Annotated in this window: 21 protein-coding genes and 1 tRNA gene; 8 read left to right on the forward strand and 14 right to left on the reverse strand. The window is 33.3% G+C overall.

The genetic code is table 11. The features are described from left to right. The first annotated feature begins 18 nt into the window (after positions 1-18). Positions 19-2,490 (forward strand): glycoside hydrolase family 95 protein, encoded by a 2,472-nt coding sequence (locus ABEG63_RS15810; protein ID WP_346586131.1) that lies wholly within the window; start codon positions 19-21, stop codon positions 2,488-2,490. 298 nt (positions 2,491-2,788) lie between these two features. After that, complete coding sequence (locus tag ABEG63_RS15815; protein WP_346586132.1) at positions 2,789-3,898, forward strand: pectate lyase-like adhesive domain-containing protein; 1,110 nt, start codon at positions 2,789-2,791, stop codon at positions 3,896-3,898. Positions 3,899-4,256: 358 nt separating this feature from the next. Here the strand turns inward: ABEG63_RS15815 and pelA are convergent, their stop codons facing one another. From pelA to ABEG63_RS15830, 3 genes are all read right to left on the reverse strand, one after another. Continuing rightward, entirely contained in the window at positions 4,257-5,276 is a 1,020-nt protein-coding gene (pelA, locus tag ABEG63_RS15820) for a pectate lyase (RefSeq protein WP_346586133.1), read from the reverse strand. A gap of 13 nt (positions 5,277-5,289) precedes the next feature. Then, positions 5,290-6,474, reverse strand: coding sequence for a DUF4861 family protein (locus ABEG63_RS15825; protein ID WP_346586135.1), 1,185 nt, complete (start codon positions 6,472-6,474; stop codon positions 5,290-5,292). Positions 6,475-6,852: 378 nt separating this feature from the next. Beyond that, entirely contained in the window at positions 6,853-9,795 is a 2,943-nt protein-coding gene (locus tag ABEG63_RS15830) for a VIT domain-containing protein (protein WP_346586137.1), read from the reverse strand. A gap of 310 nt (positions 9,796-10,105) precedes the next feature. Between ABEG63_RS15830 and ABEG63_RS15835 the strand changes: the two genes are divergently transcribed. Genes ABEG63_RS15835 through ABEG63_RS15845 form a run of 3 tightly spaced genes read left to right on the forward strand, consistent with a single transcriptional unit; the run spans position 10,106 to position 12,825 of the window. Beyond that, a complete protein-coding gene (locus ABEG63_RS15835; protein WP_346586138.1) occupies positions 10,106-11,020 on the forward strand; it encodes a hypothetical protein in 915 nt (304 codons plus the stop codon). Continuing rightward, on the forward strand, positions 11,004-11,933 hold the full coding sequence (locus ABEG63_RS15840; RefSeq protein ID WP_346586140.1) for a hypothetical protein: 930 nt from the start codon (positions 11,004-11,006) through the stop codon (positions 11,931-11,933). Before ABEG63_RS15835 ends, ABEG63_RS15840 begins: the two co-directional genes overlap by 17 nt. A 25-nt stretch (positions 11,934-11,958) precedes the next feature. Next, entirely contained in the window at positions 11,959-12,825 is an 867-nt protein-coding gene (locus ABEG63_RS15845) for a hypothetical protein (protein ID WP_346586141.1), read from the forward strand. 170 nt (positions 12,826-12,995) lie between these two features. On the opposite strand, the gene ABEG63_RS15850 is transcribed toward ABEG63_RS15845, so the two are convergent. The 11 genes from ABEG63_RS15850 to mce all read right to left on the reverse strand — a co-directional run bounded on the left by ABEG63_RS15850 (position 12,996) and on the right by mce (position 21,075). Then, positions 12,996-13,757, reverse strand: a complete 762-nt coding sequence (locus tag ABEG63_RS15850; protein WP_346586142.1) for a hypothetical protein — start codon at positions 13,755-13,757, stop codon at positions 12,996-12,998. Between the two features lie 49 nt (positions 13,758-13,806). After that, positions 13,807-14,166 carry a hypothetical protein gene (locus ABEG63_RS15855; RefSeq protein WP_346586143.1) on the reverse strand — a complete coding sequence of 120 codons (360 nt, stop codon included), beginning with the start codon at positions 14,164-14,166 and terminating at the stop codon, positions 13,807-13,809. Positions 14,167-14,168: 2 nt separating this feature from the next. Then, positions 14,169-15,035: a hypothetical protein gene (locus ABEG63_RS15860; protein WP_346586144.1), complete on the reverse strand. Its 867-nt coding sequence runs from the start codon at positions 15,033-15,035 to the stop codon at positions 14,169-14,171. A gap of 70 nt (positions 15,036-15,105) precedes the next feature. Continuing rightward, positions 15,106-15,636 carry a hypothetical protein gene (locus tag ABEG63_RS15865; protein ID WP_346586145.1) on the reverse strand — a complete coding sequence of 177 codons (531 nt, stop codon included), beginning with the start codon at positions 15,634-15,636 and terminating at the stop codon, positions 15,106-15,108. Positions 15,637-15,689: 53 nt separating this feature from the next. Further along, entirely contained in the window at positions 15,690-16,628 is a 939-nt protein-coding gene (locus ABEG63_RS15870) for a hypothetical protein (RefSeq protein WP_346586146.1), read from the reverse strand. A 19-nt stretch (positions 16,629-16,647) separates the two neighbouring features. Continuing rightward, positions 16,648-17,187 (reverse strand): hypothetical protein, encoded by a 540-nt coding sequence (locus tag ABEG63_RS15875; RefSeq protein WP_346586148.1) that lies wholly within the window; start codon positions 17,185-17,187, stop codon positions 16,648-16,650. Positions 17,188-17,189: 2 nt separating this feature from the next. Further along, entirely contained in the window at positions 17,190-18,665 is a 1,476-nt protein-coding gene (locus tag ABEG63_RS15880; protein ID WP_346586149.1) for a hypothetical protein, read from the reverse strand. A gap of 7 nt (positions 18,666-18,672) precedes the next feature. After that, a complete protein-coding gene (locus tag ABEG63_RS15885; RefSeq protein WP_346586151.1) occupies positions 18,673-19,422 on the reverse strand; it encodes a PAAR-like protein in 750 nt (249 codons plus the stop codon). A 5-nt stretch (positions 19,423-19,427) separates the two neighbouring features. Beyond that, positions 19,428-20,333 (reverse strand): hypothetical protein, encoded by a 906-nt coding sequence (locus ABEG63_RS15890; protein WP_346586152.1) that lies wholly within the window; start codon positions 20,331-20,333, stop codon positions 19,428-19,430. Positions 20,334-20,540: 207 nt separating this feature from the next. Further along, positions 20,541-20,614, reverse strand: a tRNA-Ile gene (locus ABEG63_RS15895). A 62-nt stretch (positions 20,615-20,676) separates the two neighbouring features. Further along, the gene (gene mce / locus ABEG63_RS15900) at positions 20,677-21,075 is read right to left on the reverse strand and encodes a methylmalonyl-CoA epimerase (protein ID WP_346586154.1); all 399 of its coding nucleotides are present in this window, start codon (positions 21,073-21,075) and stop codon (positions 20,677-20,679) included. A 90-nt stretch (positions 21,076-21,165) separates the two neighbouring features. On the opposite strand from mce, the gene rbfA reads away from it, so the two are divergent. Genes rbfA through ABEG63_RS15915 form a run of 3 tightly spaced genes read left to right on the forward strand, consistent with a single transcriptional unit; the run spans position 21,166 to position 24,577 of the window. Continuing rightward, positions 21,166-21,525 (forward strand): 30S ribosome-binding factor RbfA, encoded by a 360-nt coding sequence (gene rbfA / locus ABEG63_RS15905; RefSeq protein WP_346586156.1) that lies wholly within the window; start codon positions 21,166-21,168, stop codon positions 21,523-21,525. 3 nt (positions 21,526-21,528) lie between these two features. Next, positions 21,529-22,734 carry an ABC transporter permease gene (locus ABEG63_RS15910; protein WP_346586157.1) on the forward strand — a complete coding sequence of 402 codons (1,206 nt, stop codon included), beginning with the start codon at positions 21,529-21,531 and terminating at the stop codon, positions 22,732-22,734. A gap of 49 nt (positions 22,735-22,783) precedes the next feature. Further along, complete coding sequence (locus tag ABEG63_RS15915) at positions 22,784-24,577, forward strand: endonuclease (RefSeq protein WP_346586159.1); 1,794 nt, start codon at positions 22,784-22,786, stop codon at positions 24,575-24,577. The last annotated feature ends 18 nt before the right edge of the window (positions 24,578-24,595 follow it).

Genomic DNA, 24,595 nt, shown 5'->3' on the forward strand with positions numbered 1-24,595 from the left:
TATAAATTTAATTTGATCATGTTTAAAAGCATTCTTCAACATAAAATTTTATTAATCGCCTGCGGAACCATGATTTCCGTTACCGTTCAGGCTCAGAAAAATTTAAAACTTACTTACGACAAACCGGCACAAAACTGGAATGAAGCCTTACCCATCGGAAACGGTCGTTTAGGCGCCATGGTTTTTGGTGGTGCTGCTCAGGAGCACCTTCAATTGAATGAAGAAACGATATGGGCGGGTGAACCAGGAAATAACGTTCCGAAAAATACCTTTGACAGTATTCAGAAAATCAGAAAATTATTAAATGACGGTCAGTTTCAGGAAGCACAAAATGTTTCCAACAGAACGTACCCAAGAAAAGCAACCAAAGATCTGAATTACGGGATGCCATATCAGACGATGGGCGATCTGTTTATTGATTTTAAAGGTCATGAAAATTTCAGTCATTATCAGAGAACTTTAGATATTGAAAATGCAGTAAGCACCGTTTCCTACAAAGTAAAAGGGGCGACTTACAAACGCGAGATCTTTACATCTTTTGCCGATAATGTAGTGGTGATCAGGCTAACTTCCAGCAAGAGAGGAAATCTAAATTTTTCGATCAGTGCCACGACTCCACACAAAGTACAATCGGTTTTCACACAAAGTAATCAGCTGATTATTAACGGAACCAGTGGTTCTGTGGATAATAAAATTGGCAGGGTTAAATTTAAAACCGTGGCAGTTCCTGTTTTGAAAGGCGGAAAAGTAACCTCATCAAAAGGTAAAATCACGATTTCCGGAGCCAATGAAGTTATTTTGTATGTTTCTACCGCGACAAATTTCAAAAAATACGATGATCTTTCGGGAAATCCTCATACGAGAGTTACGGAATATTTAAACAGCGCACTGAAGAAAAGTTTTAATGAAGAATTAAAAGCGCATGTTGAAAAATATCAACAATATTTCAAGCGTGTGAATCTGGATTTAGGGACAACGGATCAGACGAAGAAAACAACCGATGTCAGAATTCAGGAGTTTGCAACTGCAAGCGATCCGGATTTGGTGGCTTTATATTTTCAGTTTGGACGTTATTTGTTGATTTCGTCTTCACAGCAAGGAACACAGCCTGCAAATTTACAGGGAATCTGGAATTATCAGCTGGATCCTGCCTGGGATAGTAAATACACGGTGAATATCAACACTGAAATGAATTACTGGCCTGCGGAAAATACCAACCTCAGCGAAATGCATGAGCCTTTGTTTGATATGATTCAGGATCTATCGGTAACCGGACAGGAATCTGCCAAAGAAATGTACCACGCACGAGGTTGGAATATGCATCATAATACCGACTTGTGGAGAATTACAGGAATTGTAGACGGCGGTTTCTACGGAATGTGGCCAATGGGCGGCGCCTGGCTGACTCAGCATATCTGGAATCACTATTTATACACCGGAGATTTAGAATTTTTAAAGAAAAACTACGAAGCCTTAAAAGGTTGTGCCTTATTTTATTTAGACACGCTTCAACCTGATCCTTCGGGAAAATATCTCGTAGTTTCCCCTTCCATGTCGCCGGAAAACACCTATATGAAAGGCGTTGGAATTACTGCAGGAACCACAATGGATAATCAGTTGGTTTTTGATGTTTTCAACAATTTCATTCATGCTTCAAGGCTAATTAATGAAGATCAGGATCTTTCAGATGAAGTGAAAATAGCTTTGGATAAACTTCCGCCGATGCAGATCGGGCAATACGGGCAATTGCAGGAATGGCTGACTGATATGGACAGAACGGACGATAAACACCGACATATCTCACATTTATACGGTTTGTTTCCTTCAGGACAAATTTCACCTTTCAGAAATCCTGATCTTACGGAAGCAGCTAAAAATTCTATGATCTATCGTGGTGATAAATCCACAGGCTGGTCGATGGGCTGGAAAGTGAATTGGTGGGCAAGATTGCTTGACGGAAACCGTGCTTATAAATTAATTTCAGATCAACTAACTCCGGCTCCAATGGAAACAAAAGGGCAATCGGGAGGAACTTATCCGAATTTGTTAGACGCGCATCCACCATTCCAGATCGATGGAAATTTTGGCTGCACTTCGGGAATTGCAGAAATGCTGCTTCAGAGTTATGACGGCGATCTTTATATTTTACCGGCACTTCCGGATGCTTTACCGAAAGGTTCTGTTAAAGGATTAAAAGCGAGAGGCGGTTTTGAAATTGATATCGACTGGAAAGATTCTAAACTAAAAAAATTGACCATAAAATCTGCTTTAGGTGGCAATGCAAGAATCCGAGTGGCAAAGGATCTTCAATTCAGATCTAAACTTACGGAAGCAAGTGGAGAAAACCCGAACGAATATTATCAGGTCAATGCAATCAAGACACCTTTAATTTCAGAAAAAGCAGAATTGAAAGGATATGCTGTTCCTGAAACTCAGCTTTTTGATATCGATACAAAAGCAGGTAAAACGTATACTTTTGACGTTAAATAATTTGAATTGAATATTCAAAAAATATGTTTCCCGCAGATTTTATATTTCATCAGATTTATTTCTGTGAATTTTTGAAATCTGTGGGATTTTTATTGGTTAAAATTCTCAATTAATAAATTGATTCAAATTTCATTAAAATATAAAAGAAATATTATTTTACACATAATACAATATGTAACCGATTGAATAAATAAAATATTTAACATTAAAATTATATAAATATTAATATATTAAAATATAAATTAATTTAATATTAACTTTATAATTTTACACCCGAACAAATCACAAAATATAAACTATGAAGACAACATTTAAAGCTGCCTTTCTTACGGTAGCTCTAAGTTCTACTTTTGCTTTGATCGGGTGCGGTCAGGAAGAAATCAACACAGATAAAACCACTTCTGAACCGGGATCAAAAACTTCTATTGCAGGTAAAATTATTCCATTGGCAGATTGCGTGGCTCCGGGATGGGCTTCTCAAAATGGAGGTACAACCGGTGGCGGAACTGCAGCAGAAACTACGGTTTCCACCTATGCTCAGCTAAAAGCGGCGATTGAAAATACAGCCGTGAAAGTGATAAAAGTTACCGGAACCATTACCATAACAACACGTTTATCATTTCAGGATCAAACCGGAAAAACGATTTATGGAGCAAGCGGTGCTAAATTGGTTTCAACAGACCAGACAAAAGACGGTTCTGGAATTATCAACATTAAAAGATGTAACAATATCATCATCAGAAACCTGATCTTTGAAGGCCCGGGAGCGTATGATACCGATGGTTGGGACAATGCTATTTTGGATGATTGTAGAAATGTTTGGATCGATCACTGTGAATTCAGAGATGGCGTAGACGGAAATTTTGATATTAAAAATAAATCTGATTTTATTACAGTTTCTTACACGAAATTCCATTACCTAAAAGCTCCAAAAGCAGGAGGTTCAGGAGGAACGGACGATCACAGATTCTCAAATCTAATCGGTTCGAGTGATGGTGCAACAGCCGATGCAGGAAAACTTAACGTCACTTTTGTTCGTTGCTGGTGGGCGCCGGGATGTAGAGAACGTATGCCGAGAGTGAGATTTGGAAAAATTCATATTCTGAACAGTTATTTCAACAGTACTGTAAGCAACAAATGTATTGCAGCAGGCGTTCAAGCGAACATTCGTGTTGATGGAAACGTCTTTGAAAACGTGAAAGAACCGATCAATTTAATGAGCGGTTACACCGCAGTAACGGTAACTTCTAACAATACATTTACCAACACTACCGGAAATAAAGTGGGAAGCGGAACGGCATTTACGCCGCCTTATTCTATCGGAACCCTTTCTTTATCTTCTGTAAAATCTGATGTTACAGCCAATGCTGGAGCTACATTAACAGGCAATGTGTGTGATTCTTTCTAAAGAATTTAAATACTATTTATTGATCAAAAAAACGACTGAGGAAATCTCGGTCGTTTTTTTATGCTTTTGAAAAAGTCTTTTAATTTAGTTTAGATTTTTTAGGGTCAAGTACAGGAGTTAGAAACCATTAAGTTTATATCCATACAATTTGTCATCCCAGTAGAGATCTAAGCATAGTATTACAAATCTTAAATTTTGAACACCAAGTCCACTAAGTTTTTATTGAATATTAATTCTTTAAGTTTCACAAAGCCGTTTCACTTATAAAAGACTATATAGACTGTATTATTTTTTTTCAAAACTCTATTACTCTATTACTCTATTACTCTACAGCTCTCCAACTCTAGAACCTCAAACACTATTTACCAATCTTATTCTTCTCCTGCCATTTCGGATATTCTTTAGCAATCAGTTTTTCAGCAAAATCACCGTACCAGCTGTAGCCGTTTCGTCTTTCTTCAGAAACATCGTAGTAATTGTATTTCACGCTTCCATCGCGATCTCCGAAAAGAGGTTTATTGGTATTTATGTCATAAAATCTTGCCCAAATCACAGAGTTTTTGTCTTCTGCTAATGTTCGTACTGCTTTTCCATCTACTTTTGAAACGTTGTAACTATAACCTTCAATTTTATTTTGTTTAAACCATTCTAATGCCGCGTTAATCGACTTTTCGATTGTTGGATTCAAAGGCTGTAACATTAAAAATCTTACAATTCCTACAGATTCTCCGGTGGCTAAAGAAATCGGTTCAAAAGCTCTTGCTTTGTCAGGTTGAAGGGTAATTTCGTTATACTGATCTGCCCAAATTGTAGGATTTCCTTTTTGTAAAACCTGAGTTTTCAAAATACATTCAATACCTTTCTGTACGGCAACTTTTGATTTTTCTTTTAGTTTTAGATCAATAACATCAAAATCATTTTTCCCTTCAGCAGCGTTGTATAAAACCGTTAAAGCATTAATCATCGCATTGTCGTTATAAGTCACCTGCTTTCTGTACAATCCCGTATTCGGATAATATTGCGGAAAACCACCGTTTTTATATTGCATCAACAAAAGATAAGCGATTCCTTTTTCCGCAGATTTCAGATATTCAGGATTTTTTGTGGTGGAATATGCTTTAATTAAAGCATTAATTTCTCTTGAAGTGGCATTATTATCAATTGTAGCGTGATCGTCTCCTGTTGATTTTATCTTTTTTAAAAGCGTTTTATCAATCGGCAAATTATAATTTACCACAGATTTATCTTCCAATTGTTTTCCCCAACCACCGATGGGAAGCTGATACAACAAGATTTTTTCCGCCAAAGTATCTTTTACCTGAGCCGAAAAACTCGAAGTCACTAAGCTTAAAGCTAATGTGCAGATTTTTAAATTCATTCTTAGTTTTAAATTATTTAAGTTCAATCACCAAAGGATTGGCAACAATTTTAGCCTGTTTCTGCAGCATATTTTCCCAATCGTCTTTCGTTTTTATCTGTCCACTTTTTTCCCAGGCAAATCCCGCATAATACGTTAACTTAGGTTGAGGTGTCGTAACCACCAACAAATTGCTTTGATCGGGAACTTCCGTTCTGTAAGCAAACGATTTTTGAACAATATTAGGATTCACCACAATACCTTCGCCTACGTACGCATCATCAATTTTTTCCCAATGAAGATAATATCCAGCTCTGTCATTCAGTTTTGTTTCACCTTCATTTTTATGTAATGAAATTCCGATGGTATAATTCGGAGCGCCTAATTCACTTTTAAAATTAGATTCAAACTTAGAAAAATTAGATCCTAAATCCAGAGAAATTCTTTTTGTTTCCTTTACATCAAAAGTACTGAAACCTTTATATGTCAATTCGAAAACAGTTCTTAAAGGCCCTTCAGCAATCGTTTTAGAAGAAATAAAGTTTCTGGAAACCTCTAGTTTATCTTGATACCAAATTCCTATTCCTCCCGTTCCACGGCTGTCGCCCACCGGATAAGGATCGTAACCTTCACCGCGTGTATCTTTGTGATAATACATCGGGTCTGTAAGATATCCTTTGTACCATTTATTAATTACGGGCTGATCTGTTCTTTTAAACCAAATATCAACACCGCTCGAAAGGGTACTTCCTTTTACACCCGCCAGCGCCTCTTCCTGCCCCTTTGGGCCATATACTCTAAAAGCTACTTTATCATTTTCCCAAGCATAATCGTCTACTCTTTCAGGAACTAATCGGGAATAAGTGGTGATTTTACTTTCCGGAACCGGAGTCTTAGGATCTGAAACCAAAGTGTACGTATTGGTCGCTTTTGCTTCTATATTGACTTGAAAAAGCAATTCATCATTTTTCTTATCTCCGTTATAATCAATCCATTGAATGGTGATGAATTTATTATTTCCATCTTTTATTCTAAGGTCTGTTTCTTTCGTTTTCTTTAAAAAAGCTCTCAAATCCGAAACGGGAATTGAAACGACTTCATTTCTGGGAAAATCTGATGGATTGGTAATCTGAATTGTTTTTTGAGCGTACAAAGAAGCGGAAGCAATGCAACCGATTGCACAAATCAATCCAGTTATCCTATTTTTAACTATAAACATAATTTAATTCAGTTGAGTTAATATTCCAAAAGTAAACATAAATTTTATTTAAATGTAAAAAACCCGCTTTGAAGATAATGATTTAACAATATTTTAAGGAAATTGGAAATAAGAGAAAGAATAAAGCCTGCTCGATGAACAGACTTGAAACCTAACTTAAAAATTAAGGATTATAAAAGTACGACAATCGAACTCTAATAATCTCATGTATTGTCTCGGAATGACATCCAACAATATTTGTGTTGTAAAAATACCCTTCTGCAGGCACTTCACGAAAAATTATAGGTAGAAAGAAATCGAAGCTGTATAGAAATAATTCTAATTTTATATCAATTCATAAAAATAAGGGCAGAAATTTCTGCCCTTACTTTCACTAACTTAAAATTCAAATTCGCCCACAAGCACACCATCTCTATTTCGAGTGTCTGATTCACTTTTATTCTGAAAAACAACTACTTTTCTTTCCTGTTTTCCGCTGGCATAATTGATATAAATCTCAGCCATAATCGCCGTTGGCCCTGCAATGCTTACTTGGTTTTCATTATAAAAATTGGTTTCAATTTTATACTTTCCTTTGATTGCTTTTTTCAGTAAAAACTGTTCAGGACCAAAACCGCCCGTAAAATCATTACTCAACCTTCCGCCAATCACCGTTTCTTTGTGAGAATACATGCAACGTTCGTTATTCGGGTCGGTTACCCAAAGATCAATATCGGTATTATCTTTATTCCAGTTGATGACCACGCGAATGTTTACCGGAAGATCTGCCATAATTTTAGGATTGATTTTCTTCAGATTCAAATCTTTTCTATGACGGCTGATTAATTCGTTGATTTCCATGATAATCGTTTCTTCAATTCCGTAATCGCGAGCCGCCAATTCTCTTGTATAAGATTGATTTAAAATTTTGTACAAATTCTCCAAAGCCGCCTGATATTGCCCGTTATCTTCCAAAGCCAAAGCATAATCTCTGTAGCTTTGAGGATCGAAAGGTCGCCATTCCAATACTTTTTGACTGATCCAAAGCTCTTTGTCAAACACCTCAGCCTGCTTCAATTTATAAGCCAATAATTTATATAATTCTTCATTTTCAAGGTCAAGATCTGCGATTGAACTCAAAACTTTTAAGCCTAAAATTTTATCATTTTGTTTGAAAAGCAATTGAGAAATATCAAAATAATATCGTGGTAAATCTTTGTAATCTTTTCTATAATTAAGATATAACTGATAAATTTCTTCAGAAGATTTAGCATTATCAAAAAATTTCATGTATTCTGCATCAGACTTAATATCAGCCAGGATAATTCTTCCGCTGTTGATGATATCACTTTCTACTAAAACCTCATCTACTTTCTTGTCTTTGTTTCTGATATTCAATCCTGCCACGCTGCCTTGTAGCACCTGCTCTGCCTGTACAGAATTTGAAGCCAAAGCCTGAGGAGCAACTCTCTTTGCCTGCCCATAACCTACCATCACCACTTCTTCAATCTGTAGTTCTCGATTCATGGTATCGTTTTGGGAACGTCTCGTTCTTGGATAGGATTTTGGTTTGTTTTCAAAATCTGTTTCCCACCATTTTTTAAGATTAGCCGTTATATTTTCGGCTCTCTGCATCAAATCATTTACTCTCTGATCTTTCTGAACCCGATTATTTTTAACCAATCGATCGTATTCTGCGCGTAATTCTGAAGGCGGTGTAATTTCATAGCGCACATAATCTGCGATATCTTCCAACACCATCAAACTTGTATTATTGCTCACCAAACCGAATTGTCGGCTGAGATCTTTAATCTTATTTTTATTTTCTTTTTCAAAAATTTCCAGCTCGTTCAGCTTTTTCTGAGCCCAAAATTGTGAGATTTCCCAATCTTTTACCGTTTGTTCATTCGTATTTAAATCGATTGTTTTTGTTTCTGAAACGTCATTTCCATAACCAAATTTTAAATGTAAAGTCGTTTTTTGACCTTTCAAAATCCCCGTTAAAACAAAGTCCTGCGAAACAGCTTGCGGCAAAGAAGGATATACCTCTGTAACTTCCGTATTATCTTCAATCCCTAAAAATCGTAAAGGCTGAAACAATAGTTTTCTCACCTCTTTTTTCGGTTCGTTTTCGCTGATATTTAAAAATTCGCCGCCCGTTTTATTGCTGATAAATTTCAATTGACTAAAATTGGAATTATTGGAAGCCGAAATAGTATAAACAGGCTGTTTCCAGCTTAACTTTAAATCTCCAAAAGAAGAAAGTCCGTCCGTAAAAAATAAAATCTCACGTTCTTTAACGGATTTTAGTTGCCCGAAATCTGTTCCACCATCGTAAACAACCTTAGACAGATACGCTTTTAATTCCGACCAGTTTCCATCATTGATTATAAAGTTTTTACCTTCTTCAAAAGCGTTGTTAATAAAGTAAACTTTTACGGACAGATCTTTATTTGATTTAAAATATTCGTTTAATAATTCGAACTCTTTACTATGATTTCTTTTAGAACCGCTCAAGGAATTATCCCAGACAATGGCTAATTTGTTGGTCAGTTTTTTCGGTTTTTCCTGGGCATTTAAGCCGATACTTGCTAAAAAATAAGATGAATCGTTTGAAGCTTTTTGCAATAAAATATTTTGACTTTCTTCTTCCTGAGGAAAATTAATTCTTAAATTTTCAGAAGGTTTATAATTCACCTTATGAGTTTCTGCCATCCAGACATCTCCTTTTTTAGTAAAATCAAAACTTCCGTCGGGTTTTTCAATTAACTCAGGAGCATTAGCATTTTGGTAAACTGTTGTTTTAACATTGAATTGAGGAATTTCAGTCGAATAATTTAACGGTAAAAAATATTGATAATTTTTTCCTGACTTTTTCAATTCGTAATTATACGTTACCTGAATCGTTCTCTCGCCGCCATTGGGATTAATAGGGTAAATACGAGTTCTAAAATTATTTCCTTCCACCTTTTCCAGAATTCCCGGATCTACTCTGCGTTTTTCAATGGTTTCAAAAACTTCTTTAGCTTTCGTTTTTTCTACAGGAACGGCATTTCGCAGTTTACCATTAATATCCAATGCATAACCGCTCGCATTTACCCCTTCCGGAAGCGGAAACGTCACGCGACCTTCCATTATTCTTTTAGAATTATTTTTAAAGACCATCGTTACGACATTGGTGGAAATTCCACCTGTGATTTTGGTTTCGATATTTAATCTTTGAAGAATAACGTTTTTATCTTTTTCAAAACCACCTTTTTTATCAGGAGTTTCGATCACCGGAATTTGTGCCAAACACAAAACAGGGAAAAACAACAATAGTTTTATATAAACACTTCTCATATCCTTATGCTTTTTTAGTTGAACAATGTTTGTATTGATAAAGATGTGAGAAAGTGAAAAAAGGTTGGAAATGATTATAAAAAATTTCTTTTTATTAACATTTCTACATCAGGAAAATTCTTGAATACTTCAAGTATTATTCCATTTAAACTATAATCATAATTGATAGTATCAATAATGATAATTTCTGTTAAGCTATGTTAAGAAGACCCCTGCTTCTTATATGATTTTATACATTCGACTAGTTTTTACGCACCATTTCCACCAAAATTCAAATTACCATTAAAGCAATTATCGTAAAATTTAAATTATGGGTAAATTATTTTTCTCAAGTTCATTATTATGTTTTAGTCTTTACCTAAATGCTCAAGTTGGAATTCAAACACCACAAGTTCATCCATCCGCTATTTTGGAAGTGAATACGGGAAGCTTACCAACAGGGAATAAAAAAGGCTTTCTGGGACCGCGTGTAAGCCTCACCGGCTCGAGAGATGTGCAAACGATTCCATCACCTGCTGTAGGGCTTTTGGTGTATAATCTTTCAACCGCCGGAACTTTTCCGGACGATGTTTATCCTAACCGTTATTATTACTGGAACGGGACAGAATGGGTAGATTTTGGAGTAACTACCGTTTTACAAAGCTTTTTGGCTTATAGAGTCATTAGCTTAAACGCTACTTCAAGTCAAACCTTTACGTATAGCACTATTAATTCTACAAGCGCTGCCAATGGTGGAATTCCTGTTTCGTTTGCCGATTCTGATATTGCAGTAAACACCGGAAATATTGCCACAAAAACCGGGAATACGTTTAAAATTAACATTACGGGGCTTTATGAGATTTCGGGATATGTGAATTATAATCCGAATCGTACTTCCATCGGCTCACCACAAAGAGGTTGTTTTCTGAATCTTAAACTTCAGCTTTCTAACAATAATGGCACTACATGGACGGATGTTATCGGGAACCGAACTGCCTGGGGTGTACGAACCAACAGCTTCCTGAAAACGGCAACGCTTATTTCAACACCCATTAATCTTACTGCAGGACAAACGCTAAGAATGGTTGTTCAAAATCCGTTTGATGTAAGTGATACTTCGAGTATTCATGGGGAAAATCCTACGACCAGTCCAAGTGCTCCGCTTCCGGCTATTACGGCATCAGCAAGAACTCCGATATCAAAAAACCTAACCTTAACCCTTTTAGACTATGATATTCAACAATAAACAATACAAAAAAACTCTACTGAAGAATATTTCGGCAACCTTTCTCTTTACCGCAAGTATGATTTCGGCTCAAAATACAAACGGGCCAGGCGTCGGAATTGGAACCAGCAGCCCTAATCCTTCTGCCATGCTGGATGTAGACGTAAGCTCTCTTGCCAGTAATGCTAAAAAAGGATTGTTGCTTCCTCGTGTGGCTTTACAAAACAGAACAGATGTGGTTACCATTCCTAATCCGGCAGTGGGTTTGCTGGTTTATAACACAACAAATTCCGCATCTGATTCATTAATAATGGCAAATACGTTTTATTATTGGACGGGAACCAGCTGGATTGATCTTGCCACTTCTCAAACCTTTGAAACCGAGCTTTATCCGCAGGTTTTCATTGTAGGAAACACGGGAAATCAAGAGCTTAACAAAACGAACTTCAATAACGGACAAAGTGCTGTGGTGACATTTAATTCCGCATCATCAGGAGCGATGAACGTAGATGTAGGAAATCGTGTTTCGCTGGCTAATAATAATTTTAAAATATTATCATCCGGAAGATATGAAATCACCGGATATGTAGGCTACAATCCGTGGGTTTCTACAACGTGTACAACTCAGGCAACGGAAGCTAACTGTATTGCTGCGCTAGATCTGATGGTTCAAGTTTCAACAGACAACGGAAGTACGTGGACGAATATTTCAAAATCCAGCTCTACGTGGGGTGTGGGAACGGGAGACAGAAACAGATCTGTCATGATTGCACCATTTATCGTAAACCTCAACGCCAATAACCTTGTACGTGCTGTTATTGCGAAAGGATCGACTGTAAATCACGGAACGGTATCTACCACAAGCGTTCTGAATATTGAATCGGGCACAGGATTGGCTTATTCTCGCCTTTTAAGATTCCAAAAACTGAATTAAAAAGAATCGATAAAATTTAAACGACATGAAAATTTACAATACAAGCACATATATCCTTTTCTTTTTAAGCACATTCTGCTACGGGCAAGTGGGAATAGGAACTACTTCTCCACATCCGTCGGCTATTTTAGATGTTTCTGCTACCAATAAAGGATTTCTTTTACCCAGACTTAATTTAACAGGAAGAAATGATGTAACTACTATTGCCAACCCGGCAAACGGATTAATGGTTGTAAACCTTACCGCCAACGGAACCGGAACTGATGCCGTAGCCGCAAATTCCATTTATTTTTGGCAAAGCTCGACATGGCAAAAATTTACAGCATTGTCTGAAATTACAGTTTTCAAACAGTCTAATCAATATGTGATGAGGTCTACGACGGCTCAGACTTTTACCGCTGCTCAAGTAACAGGCATCAACAATAGTGAAAGTTATGAAGTTCCCGTGATCTGGTCTTCTAATGAAATTTCTATTGACAACGCCGCCGATATTGAATTATTAAGCACCAACGATACTTTCAGAATAAAAACTGAAGGAAATTACAGAATACTTTCGAATTATAGTTTTAATCCTCAAAGAAGTGTCACGACAGACAATTCGAATTACACTTATGTGGCAATTACCGTAATGAAATCTACCAATAATGGTTCTACATGGACGGCCGTTGCGGGTTCGGCCATGCCATACGATATAGGCACTTCTAATCAGCTTCAAACGGTTATTTTACCGAGAACGATATTGCGTTTCAACGCCAATGACAGGATTAAAATCGTCATTACAAAACCCGGAACGTCTGCCCCAGCCTACGGAAGCAACTCCGGAATTCTGAAAAAAGCAACCGAAGATTATACCAAATATTTCAGAATTACAAGACTGAACAATAATAATTAATAAGATTCCTTGTCTTTAATTTTTGAATGATTATTGAAATCCGGAGATTTTCTTCTTCGGATTTTTTTTGATTTTTTATTTAGCCCTCTCCCAAACTTGCTTAGGTATTTTTTTCAAATCTTTGTTCTGAGATTTCATGAAAGCAATGTATTTTTTATAGTTTTCTTTGGCTAATCTTTCTTATTTATTGCCCAATAATTATCCGCTAGATTAAGGTAAGCAACAGCTCGAGTCGGCACTTTTTGTATGATACTTTTTAATATAAAAATGGATTCTTCATGTATTCCAGCTTGTTCTAAATAATATGCAATGTCATTACTATTCTTTACATCGAGTACAGTAGACGTGACTATTTCAAACGTATTCACAGGATAATTTATGAAAAAATCATCCACTTTAGAACTGAAAGTTAATTCAAAAGCTGTTTTATTATTAAAAAAAATATTATTCTTCAATTTATTATTTGAAACAACTGATTTTTTCTTATTTGCAAAAACTATTTTATCATCCATAGTTTCATAATCAATGTTTGTAACTCTAATAGGAATAATATAATTTCTAGCAATGAAAATTCCTTCTGAATTTAAATCAACTTGTTCCTTACTTATTAAAAACAAATCTTTCTTATTAATAAACAAATGATAACTACTCTCGGTTTTATTAGCACTTGCATTGTTTTGATACACAAGAAAAAAGTCATTTTTAGAAGTACCTTTATAAAAATAGGTATTAAATAAATCTGCATTTCTAATCAAATTACTACTATTATAAATAATTGTAGAATCTGTAGATTTAATTAATAACTTATCATCAATCATCCTGATTGAATATTGAGAATCAATTTCACTTTTTTTGTGCAATTCTTTTGTTTGGGCGTCTCCATTACATGATTGTAACAGAAAAATTATTAGTATGAGATTTAATCTTTGCATTTTCCCTATCCCTCCTTTTTCATATTTAAATTTTCTTAATATTAAAACTCTATTTTTCTTTTAAAAAGATTAAATATTTTGCACTACAATTTTTGAAATTATTATATTGATTCGTCTCATTTCCTGAATTTTGAATAATAATACTGTCACTTCTTAATATTCCAACACTGTTCTTCATTTTTAAAACTTTTTCGTCATCATCATTAATACGAATAGTAAGTTTTCCACTAGTAATATTTTTTCTATTTCTGTATATGGTAAAATAATAACCCTTCTGATTCTTTTTGATATTAATACTCATTTTAGGATTACAAAAACTATCTTCGGTAGTTTTATATAAACCTGTAACTGAATTGTCTTTTTCAAAATTTAATAAAAAGAAGGCAGGAATTAATAATAAATATTTCATCTTTATTTAGCTCTTTCCCAAACTTGCTGGGGAGTTTTTTTCAAATCCTTATTCTGAGATTTCATTAAAGCAATGTATTTTTTGTAATTTTCTTTGGCTAAATCTTCAATTCCGATATTCCAATAACAATCTCCAAGATTAAGATAAGTCACAACTCTTGTCGGAAATTTATCTAGTATTTCATTATATAAATAAATAGCTTTAAAGCTTCCTTCTTTAGTCTGAGCAATATAGAATGCCAGATTATTATACTTATCTAATGTATTATTAGTTATAGGCTTTTCTTTTATTAAAAGAAACAGATTTTCATACGAATAATTAAAGTTATAACTCTTTAAATTTTTCGTATTTCTCATTTTTTCATATTCATTATTAAAAATAGTTTCAATTGTTGTTTTATTTTTTATAGAATCTTGTAAATAAAGCTTTTTATTTGGAGTATATTCTTTACTATTAATACCCAATGAGTAAGGATAGTAAGTCACTTTAATATCTGTTATACCATCTACAATCTCTATATCTTCATAGTAGCTTTTATACAATACCCAATTTTTATATACAGGCAAATATTTATAATACAAAAATTCTTTTGCCTTAAAAGCACAACAACTACCTAATGCAACTATATCTCCATTCAAAAAATATATATCTTTTCCATCGAATGTTTCACCCATTCTATCTTTTAAATTTTCCATGGGTAAATCTTCAAAATTAATTTTAAAGGGAGCCACAATCTTATTCGAAGTAATTGTAAATAAGCCATTTGAACTTTGAACTACTGCATCTGTTTTTATCTGTTTCTGAGCAGATAGAAAGATAGAAAGGAACAATACAATTAAACAACTTATTTTCAAAAAGTTAACCATCATTAAATTTTACTTTTTTACAATAAACTTATTTTAATATTTTCAGTGTGAATAAATTTTTGTACAACGATACTCACTTCGGATTTTTATTTGTTTTATATAAAATTTCTTCTAATATTTTTCTATTGAAATCTTCAATCTTGATTCTTCCAAAATCTTTTTTAGTTAGTACTTTCGAACTCTTTTGATGATCTGGGTTATTTTTAAAAGTATAAACTTCACAATATTTGTATAAAAAATAGTTATTATATTTAATGTCATATTTAAATGTTATATAACAGTTTCTAAAATAATCAGATGAACAGTAGATACTTTCGATAGTAAAAAACTCATTTTTGAATATTATGTCTTGTAAAGTATCATCGTAACTACAATTGCTATCAATTCCTGTTATAATGTTATCATTTTCTCTAATCTTATTATCCTTAAATACTATCCGTAAAAGCCTTTTTTCAATATTTGAAGTGTCTTTATAGATAAAAAACTTAGTCTTCACATTTTTATAAATATGATATTGAGTTTGTTCTAATACATATTTTTTATCTAAATTTTGCGAAAAAGTATGTATAAAGAAAAGCTGAATCAATAAGAAAATATGCTTCATAGTTTTTTTGTACACTCAAATACTTTGAATATTTTGATAAATCTTTTTAAAGTTTATTTAGAGGAATTTATTTCTGAAATTACTTTTGAATTCAAATTTAATTGATCCGATAAAAATATTTTATAATTAGTTCGTATGATTTCATAATTAGTTTCCTTTCCCAGACCGACCTGTGTAGAAGATATTTTATCTACATAATATTTGTTATCAGTAGTAAATGACTGTTGAGTATTAGTAATTAACCTACTTTCAGTATTTCTATTTATAGAATATTTATACGTATTATTTTTATTTAGTATTAATTTTTTCTCTAATGACTGATCACCTTCTGTTGATTCTTTAGAAAGATATTTTAAGGTTCCATTATTTGTATATAGAAATTGGATGTTCCATTTATCAAGATAATCAGTAGCTTGTGTTCTATAAGATTCCATATATGCCTTAATAATTTTAAAGTCCTTATGCTTATATTTCTCTTTTGAAGAAATATATTTTAAGTTTTCAAAATTATAATCTTCGAGAAAATCCTGAAGGAAATCTACTAAATCTGGAAGATTTTGATTTTGATAAACGCTTTTATAAAGATATTTGTAATAAGCTTCGGTAAGATAAAAAACATCTTTATTCTGGATTTTGATAGTTTTTAATTGATTATTAAAAACTATTTTAATTTTTGAATTATAATCGCTCCCTTTGAAATTTAAAGACAAGAAATCCCTTTCTTTTGCGAGTGTATATAGATAGGGATTTACCTTTTCAGAGATCGAGGAATCATAAAATTCATAATAGTTAATACTATCTTTTTTAGGATTTTGTATATAGATGATTTTTTTTGTATTGATTTCATCTTTTTTATTAATCTTTTGATCATCTACATATTCTCCTTTGTCAACAATCTTATTAACAATATAAATACCTTTGTATGCCTTTGATTGTGCAAAAGTATGTAGGTATCCTACTAATAAAAATAATATACTAAATAAATATTTCATATTTCCGCTTCATTATACTTTATTTTTGAATTAAATACATTTCTACGAATTTTTTATTTCTAAATATTAAATCACAATAGGCATATTTATTCTCTTTTCTAATTATTAATCTAAAAATTTTTCCATTCTTGGCGAAGGCTAAAGCAGAATTTTTAAAATATTTTTTTAACATCACTAAAGCCATATTATTATTTAGAGTGATATATTTCTTTTCATCTAATTTAAGCTGAATGGTTAGATTTTTATTTGTTTTTATATAAGATATATAAATTTTATTTGGATTTTCTTCTTTATAATTAAAAACTAAATTATTAGAAAAGACCGTATAAATTATATCATCATCATCAAAAGCAACAAAAGGAATTTGTATATCTTTTCCTGTGTAAACTTTTGCATGAGTTTCTTTATCATCTATAATTTTTTTTAAATAATTAAAATCAGTGTATAAACTAATAGTATTATTTAATTTAATTTTATCAAAACTTATTGTGTCATACCTAATTTGTGATTTTACTGAAATACAAATTAGGATTAATAATAGAGTGAATTGTTTTATCATCTTTATTTTTTTATAATATCAACTTCTTTCCAAAACATTGTTAAGCCGTATTGTGCAACAGAATTAAGCCTTATCTTATTTTTATTAGTCATTTTTCCATAATTTGCTACGGCATATTTTTTTTGAGGTGCAGTAAAATATTTTTCACCAAATTTTTTTGATACTTGAAGTTTCCAAGATTTATAATGTTCATCTTTAATATCCCAGCCCATAACATTGACTTTAAACATAAATCGCCCATTTGATGAAATATCCGGAGTATCTTTGGGAATATGCGTTTGCTCTGCACCATCCCATTGCTTAGCTCCATTACTGTAATCATGTCCATTTAATAAAGCATTTATTTCAGCAGCGATTGAAAATATCATTGCTTCATTTTCATTTCTCTTAAGATCAGAAAGGCTTCTAAAATTCTTTGCAAAACTTGAATTTACACCAAATGCAACCTTATTTCTTTTATGTACGCTTGCAATAGAATAAAATTCTAATTTATCTATAATATTATATGCTGCAGAACTTTCTCCATAGGTAGTCGATGCATCTCTAATAAATTTTTCATGATTAGATAACAATTTTTTAGCATTTACAAAAGTATCCTTTTCACTTCCCTTACCTTCACAGGCATACACATCGCTTTCATTTCCATTTTGACCCGTTACACGTCCTTCATAAATACCATTGAAATTATAATAGTAACCATTAGTCTTTTCAGTTGTTTTTCTTTCCTCTTTCTTCTTCACAGGTTCCGAAGTTCCCGTCTTCACCGGCGTTTGAGAATCCTGCGGAACTTCCATTTTTCCCATCTCGTTTTTTACAATAAGACCTTCCTCATAAAAATTGCTTTCATTATCCGTTTCCCAGACTTTTATCCTGTAAGAATGTACGCTCGCAGATAGATCCTGCTGAGTCTGTATAAACATAGCGGGACTTAGCAAAATAGACTTTTTAGTTTTTACAATTCCGTTTTTCTGTTCAATTTTTAACGGCTGGTCACTTTTGTAAAGCTCTTTTTCTATGCCATTTAAGGTACCAAAAATTTTAAAATCGACATATTTATCCAACATATTCAACGTGTAAATTTGAAGATTCACACTATTCATATATTTCAGATTGTCTTTTTCACGTATCTTATATTCTACATCCAGAAAAAATACATCAATTATTTTTATTTCTCCGTTCGCTTGCGGAGTTATATGCAATTCTACGGTTTCATTTTTGTATGTCGCTTGGAGTTGTAGATTTTTATTTAATAATTTTTCTAAAAACGTATAGGTCGTTAGTCTCCCTTTTTTCTGTCCCGAGAACGGAACTTTCTCGTATTCATCATATTCATTAGCAGCGTATATCTGCCATAGAATTTCATCATCATTTATCGTTCCAATATCTACCGACTCATCAAAAGTCACTGAATATTTCTGAGCTTGTTTTCCAATCAAAGGGAAACGTTCTCCCTTTATTCCACTTAAAATTTTACCCATAATTAATTTATAAATAATATTGGTTTTCATCATATTCAGCCTGAAACTCTTCAAAATTAATTCCGGGCATCACTTGGTTCATAAGCTCTGCATCTGCCTTCTGCACATTATTGCTTCCCATGATCACGCTTTGCCCATGATGCTGTACCGTAATTTTTCCGCCCACCGAACACATTAGATAAGATATTTCAAGAAGAGCTTCTTTGTCCATTATCTTCATTTTTTCATAAGGCTTTTTCCATTTTCCGGCAGGAACAAAAGCGCAGGGATTGTTATTTTTAGCGGTACAACTTCCAAAACAGCTGTTTCCTTCTTTGAACTGAACATCTTCTAAAGTTCCCACAAACTTTTCATCATTATTACGACTGCTGAAAATAGTTTTTGAATGAGAAGTTACCTTTAAAGTAGCAGGAACAGCGCCTTTATCGCAGACACATTTTGCACCGTCCACGACATAGAATTTATTTTCGTGCTCAATACGTTGAGTTTCCTCTTCTTTCTGCTTTTGTACTTCTTTTTTCTCTTTTTCCTGCTGATATTCTTCCTCTTTTCGAGCATCAATTTCTTCTTTAGAAGGCATTTCCCTTTCTACCGTCAATTTTTTTCCTTCCCAAACTTTGTAGGCAATCCCATCATTAATATCTTCACACCAAAGGTTGTGGAATTTTCTTAACTGATACACAGAAATCCCATAATCATCGGCAATACTTTCTAAGGTCTCCCCTTTTTTTACAATGTAAATAAATCCTTTTTTCATAATTGTTATTTGTGTTTTGGTACATCATCACTTTCAACTTCTTCTATGAAAAATCCTCTTGACTTCATTAGATTTTCGTTTTCTTCTTTTTCATCATACACGACATTAAAAGCCGATTTTCTTTCTGCAATTTCTTTCGTTTCAAAAATCTGAATGTTAATTTCTTCTTTATAATCAACGAAGAAGAAATCCATTTTTATTTCATGAATTGTTCGGTCTTTATTCATTAAAAAATATCCTGAAACCGTATCATTTTCGTTTATATTAGATTTACCCTTAACCATGATTTTGATTTTACCATTCTCGGTAAATTCATGTAAAATTTCCAAATCCAAAGTGTACTTGATCTTTTGCCCAGAATTAAAACAAAACTCGTAACCCTCAATACTCGTAACCCTACCTACTCCATAATCTCCATAAATAGGAAAGAAATAAACCGAAAAGAAGACATCTTTTCTTAGACTATTTAATAAATAACCTGCATTTCGATATATTTTCCCAATACGATTAAGCAGTTTTATTGCTTTTTCACCTTCATAATAAGGCTTGAATCTTGGTATAAAGCTTTTCCATCTTTCAACGATATCAGCATGATTACAGATATTTTTAGGGTAACCATAAGAATTGAGAGATAATCTCAAAGGAAATAAAGCCTGTGAGGAATGATATAAAAGTTCACTGATAAGCGTTTCATCAGGTTTTTCTTTATTTATTAAAAGATTACTTCGATTAATTTTTACAACAGGTCTTTTAGGCTCATCATTAGTCTGCCCGTTATGAATAAAAGTAAAATCGAATGAAAATACTTTTTCTTGGTTAAAGCTCTTTTTAGTAAAATTGTAGTGATACTGCCTTTCCTCAAGAACCATCGAAGGCAGATGCAAGTGCTTAGGAACAATTGTTTTCATCATATAAATGTGTTTGCGTTGATACAAATGTAAAAATATTTCTTGAAATTCTCTACAAAAGGAAATATTTTTAAATTATTTTTATTCAACAACTTACCATAGATTTAATGAAAAATAATTAATCTAAAATTTGGTTTTTAAATTTTTGTGAGAGATCTTAAGTACGGTATAGTATAGAAATAAAAAAAGCACTCAAAAGAGTGCTTAAAGTGGTCCCACTTGGGCTCGAACCAAGGACAACCTGATTATGAGTCAGGGACTCTAACCAACTGAGCTATAGGACCTCAAAACTTGGTTAAATTTTGTGCTTGCAAAAATAGCAAAATTTCTTTTACTACAAAATTTTTTATTGCTTTTCTTGGCAAAGTTCTACCAGCACGCCGTTCGTAGACTTTGGATGAAGGAAGACAACTAATTTGTTATCAGCACCTTCTTTAGGTTCTTCAGAGATAAATTCAAATCCTTCTTTTTTCAGTCTTTTCACTTCCTCACCGATATTTTCAACACCAAAAGCCAAATGATGGATACCTTCTCCCTTTTTATGAATGAATTTTGAGATCGGACTTTCTTCTTTACTGGCTTCCAAAAGCTCAATTTTACTTTCTCCGGCAGCATAAAATGAAGTGATTACCCCTTCCCTTTCCACAGATTCTTGTTTGTAAGATTCTTTTCCTAAAAGTTTCGCAAAAAGTTCATCTGAGACACCTAAAGATTTTACGGCAATACCAATATGTTCTAATTTCATAAAGTTTAATAATATTTAAGTCGTAAATTTGATACAGACAACAAATTTCAAAGTATCAATTCAAACAAAAATACTAAATTTGCATAACTTATGGAAAGTAACAGACAAAGAAAAGTAGCACAGATTATACAGGAAGATTTCGCAGAACTTTTCCGCAAACAGGCTGCAGAAAGCAAACAGAGCATTTTAGTATCGGTTTCAGATGTAAAGGTAACTGCAGATTTGGGTATTGCCAAAATTTATTTAAGCATATTTCCGCAGGAATTCCGTACTGCTGTAATGAAAGAAATTGAGGAAAACAAAGCTCAATACAGAAATTTTATCGGCCAGAAAATGGCAAAACAGGTTCGTGTAATTCCTAATCTTAATTTTTATCTAGACACCGCTCTTGATGATGTGGAAAGATTGGAGAAAGAATTGAGAGGCGAAGGCGATAACCCTGTTTTATAAATTTTGAAGAACATTGCATTTTATATCGCTTCGAGGTACCTTTTGGCTAAAAAAGGGAGTACTGCCGTTACGTTTATTACGTGGTTGGCGGTTGGCGCGATGACGGTTGCTGTTGCTGCAATGTTCGTTATTATTTCTGTTTTTTCCGGATTGGAAGATTTAAATAAAGACCTTATTTCTAATCTTCATGCAGATTTAACGATCAAAAGCGCTTCCGGAAAAACAATTAAAGATTTACCTAAAATCACCTCTGTTTTAAAAAATAATAAGGAAATTAACTATTTCTCAAGAGTTATTGAAGAAAAAGTTTACATTAATTATAACGGAAAAGGTGATATTGCTTACCTGCGTGGGGTAGATTCTGCTTATATTAAAGTAAATCCTATTGATAAAAATGTTTTCTATGGTTCTTATCCCGGCTTCGAATATTCTAATGAAGTTTTGATGGAGAATTCTTTAGACAATAGATTATCAATCCCTGTAGGTTCTTCCACAGATTATGCCACGATTTTCATGCCTAAACCCGGCACAGGAATTATTAATAATGAGGAAGATATTTACAACAAAAAAGACATTCTGGTAACGGGAATTTTTCCCGGAAATGATCAATTAGACAATTATATCGTTTCTCCTATTGAACTGACGGAAGAATTATTAAACCTTCCCAAAAAATCAGCTTACCAGATTGTTATAAAATTAAAAAATCCTGAAAATACAGATTCGGTAAAGCAAAATTTAATTTCGTCTTTAGGTAAAGATATAGAAATCAAAACCAAAGAAGAAGAAAACGCGGCTTTCTGGAAAATGATTAATACCGAAAAGTTATTTATTTATCTCATTTTTGCTTTAGTTATTTTTATCACGACATTTAATTTGGCAGGAGCCATTATTATTTTACAGCTTGATAAAAAAGAACAGGCAAAATCTTTGATTTCATTAGGTTTCCCTTTGAGTCATTTACGAAGAACGTATTTCTATACCGGAGTTTTAATTGTAACTTTAGGAGTTATCACAGGTTTAATTCTTGGAACAGCACTTTGCTATTTCCAACTGTACACAGAATTTTTCAGAGCAAATGAGGCTTTACCCTTCCCCGTAAAAATTGTGGGTAAAAATTATTTTATTGTTGCGCTTACCGCATCCATCTTTGGTTTCGCGATTTCTTGGTTCTTTTCTAAAATCAGTAAAGATTACATTACCAAAAATTAATATAAAGATTTTTTAATTTTTTGGTATCTTTGCGACCCAATTTTTAAAAATGAAACGAAATCTACTTCCCTTTTTGCTATTATTTGCATTTTTTAATGCATTCTCGCAAATACCTTCTGGTTATTACAATAATGCAGCCGGTCTTACAGGCGCTGATCTAAAAACAGCGTTAAGTCAAATTATAACCAATAACCACACGCCAAAAAGTTACAACAATCTTTACAATGGTTATGTGACTACAGATACAGATAACTTTTATGAAAATGATGGTACTGTATTAGACATTTATTCAGAAAACCCAAATGGTAATGATCCATATGTATATCACCATGTATCATCTGATCAATGTGGAAATTATTCCGTAGAAGGAGATTGTTACAACAGAGAACATATCGTTCCACAAAGTTTATTTGGGAGTGCAATGCCAATGTATTCAGACATTAACTTTATCCGTCCAACAGATGGAAAAGTAAATGGCTATAGATCTAACCATCCTTTTGGAAAAGTAGGAACAGCATCTTATACCTCCCAAAATGGTTCCAAACTGGGAAATTCAGTATCCCAAGGATTCTCATCAACTGTTTTTGAACCTATTGATGCATTCAAAGGAGATGTTGCAAGAATGATTTTTTATTTTGTTACAAGATACCAAAACCAACTTTCAACTTTCACTTCAGGGAATATGCTTGGTAATTCTCCTTATCCAGGACTTCAAACATGGGAGCTAAACCAATTATTAGCTTGGCACATAATGGATCCTGTTTCTCCAGAAGAAATAAACAGAAACAATAAATCGTTTGAATATCAGGGAAACAGAAACCCATACATTGACCATCCAGAATATGTAAATCAAGTTTGGGGAACTCCGGTGCTAGATACAGAAGCTCCAACAGCTCCAACCAACCTCATTGCTAACAATCCAACTTCAAATTCAATTGCTGTAAGCTGGACGGCTGCAACAGATAATATTGGAGTTACCGCTTATGACGTATATGCAAATGGCACATTGAAAGCTACGGTTTCTGGAACTTCAACTGTTGTTACTGGATTAGCTCCGCTTACTCCATACTCATTCCATGTAATTGCTAAAGATGCAGCAGGAAATTCTTCTCCACAAAGTAATGATGCACTAGAAACAACACTCGACGGACCTGTAGGTGGAAGCTGTGGAACTGAAGATTTTTCAAATATTCCTACATCACCAACGACTCCTGCTTACGATACAAGAACATGGACTAATAACAGTATTACTTGGACAGCTACGGATGCCCGAATTGACCAAACCCTTAACGGAAAAGCAATTACAATTAGAAATGGTAGCTTAACAAGCTCAACAATTGCTGGTGGTATTCAAAGTTTATCTGTAAAAGCACAATTGAAATTTACGGGTACTGCAGGAAGTTTAACAGTTAAAGTAAATGGTAACACCGTTGGAACAATTCCTTACACATCGGCAGCTCCAGCAAATCCAATTACAATAAACAATATTAATGTAAGCGGAAACGTTGTAATTTCAATTGAAAATTCTGTTACTGATAATAGAATTGCTATTGACGACCTTTCATGGACGTGTTATTCAGGAGCATTAGCAACTTCAGAAACATCAAAAGATAAATCTCAATTTACAATTTATCCAAACCCTGTTAAAAACAACGAATTGTTTGTAAAAGGAGAAAACCTGAACAAAATTTCTAAAGCTCAGATCTATGATCTTTCCGGAAAACTGATTCAGACGATTGAAAATCCTTTTAAAACATCAAACAGAATCCATTTAAAAGGTTTGGTAAAAGGAAATTACATTCTTAGAACAGATAACTTCTCTACTAAATTTATTGTAGAATAAAAGTTAAAAAATATTTTA

Origin of the sequence: Chryseobacterium sp. C39-AII1 (assembly GCF_039672645.1) — a bacterium.
GTDB lineage: Bacteria > Bacteroidota > Bacteroidia > Flavobacteriales > Weeksellaceae > Chryseobacterium.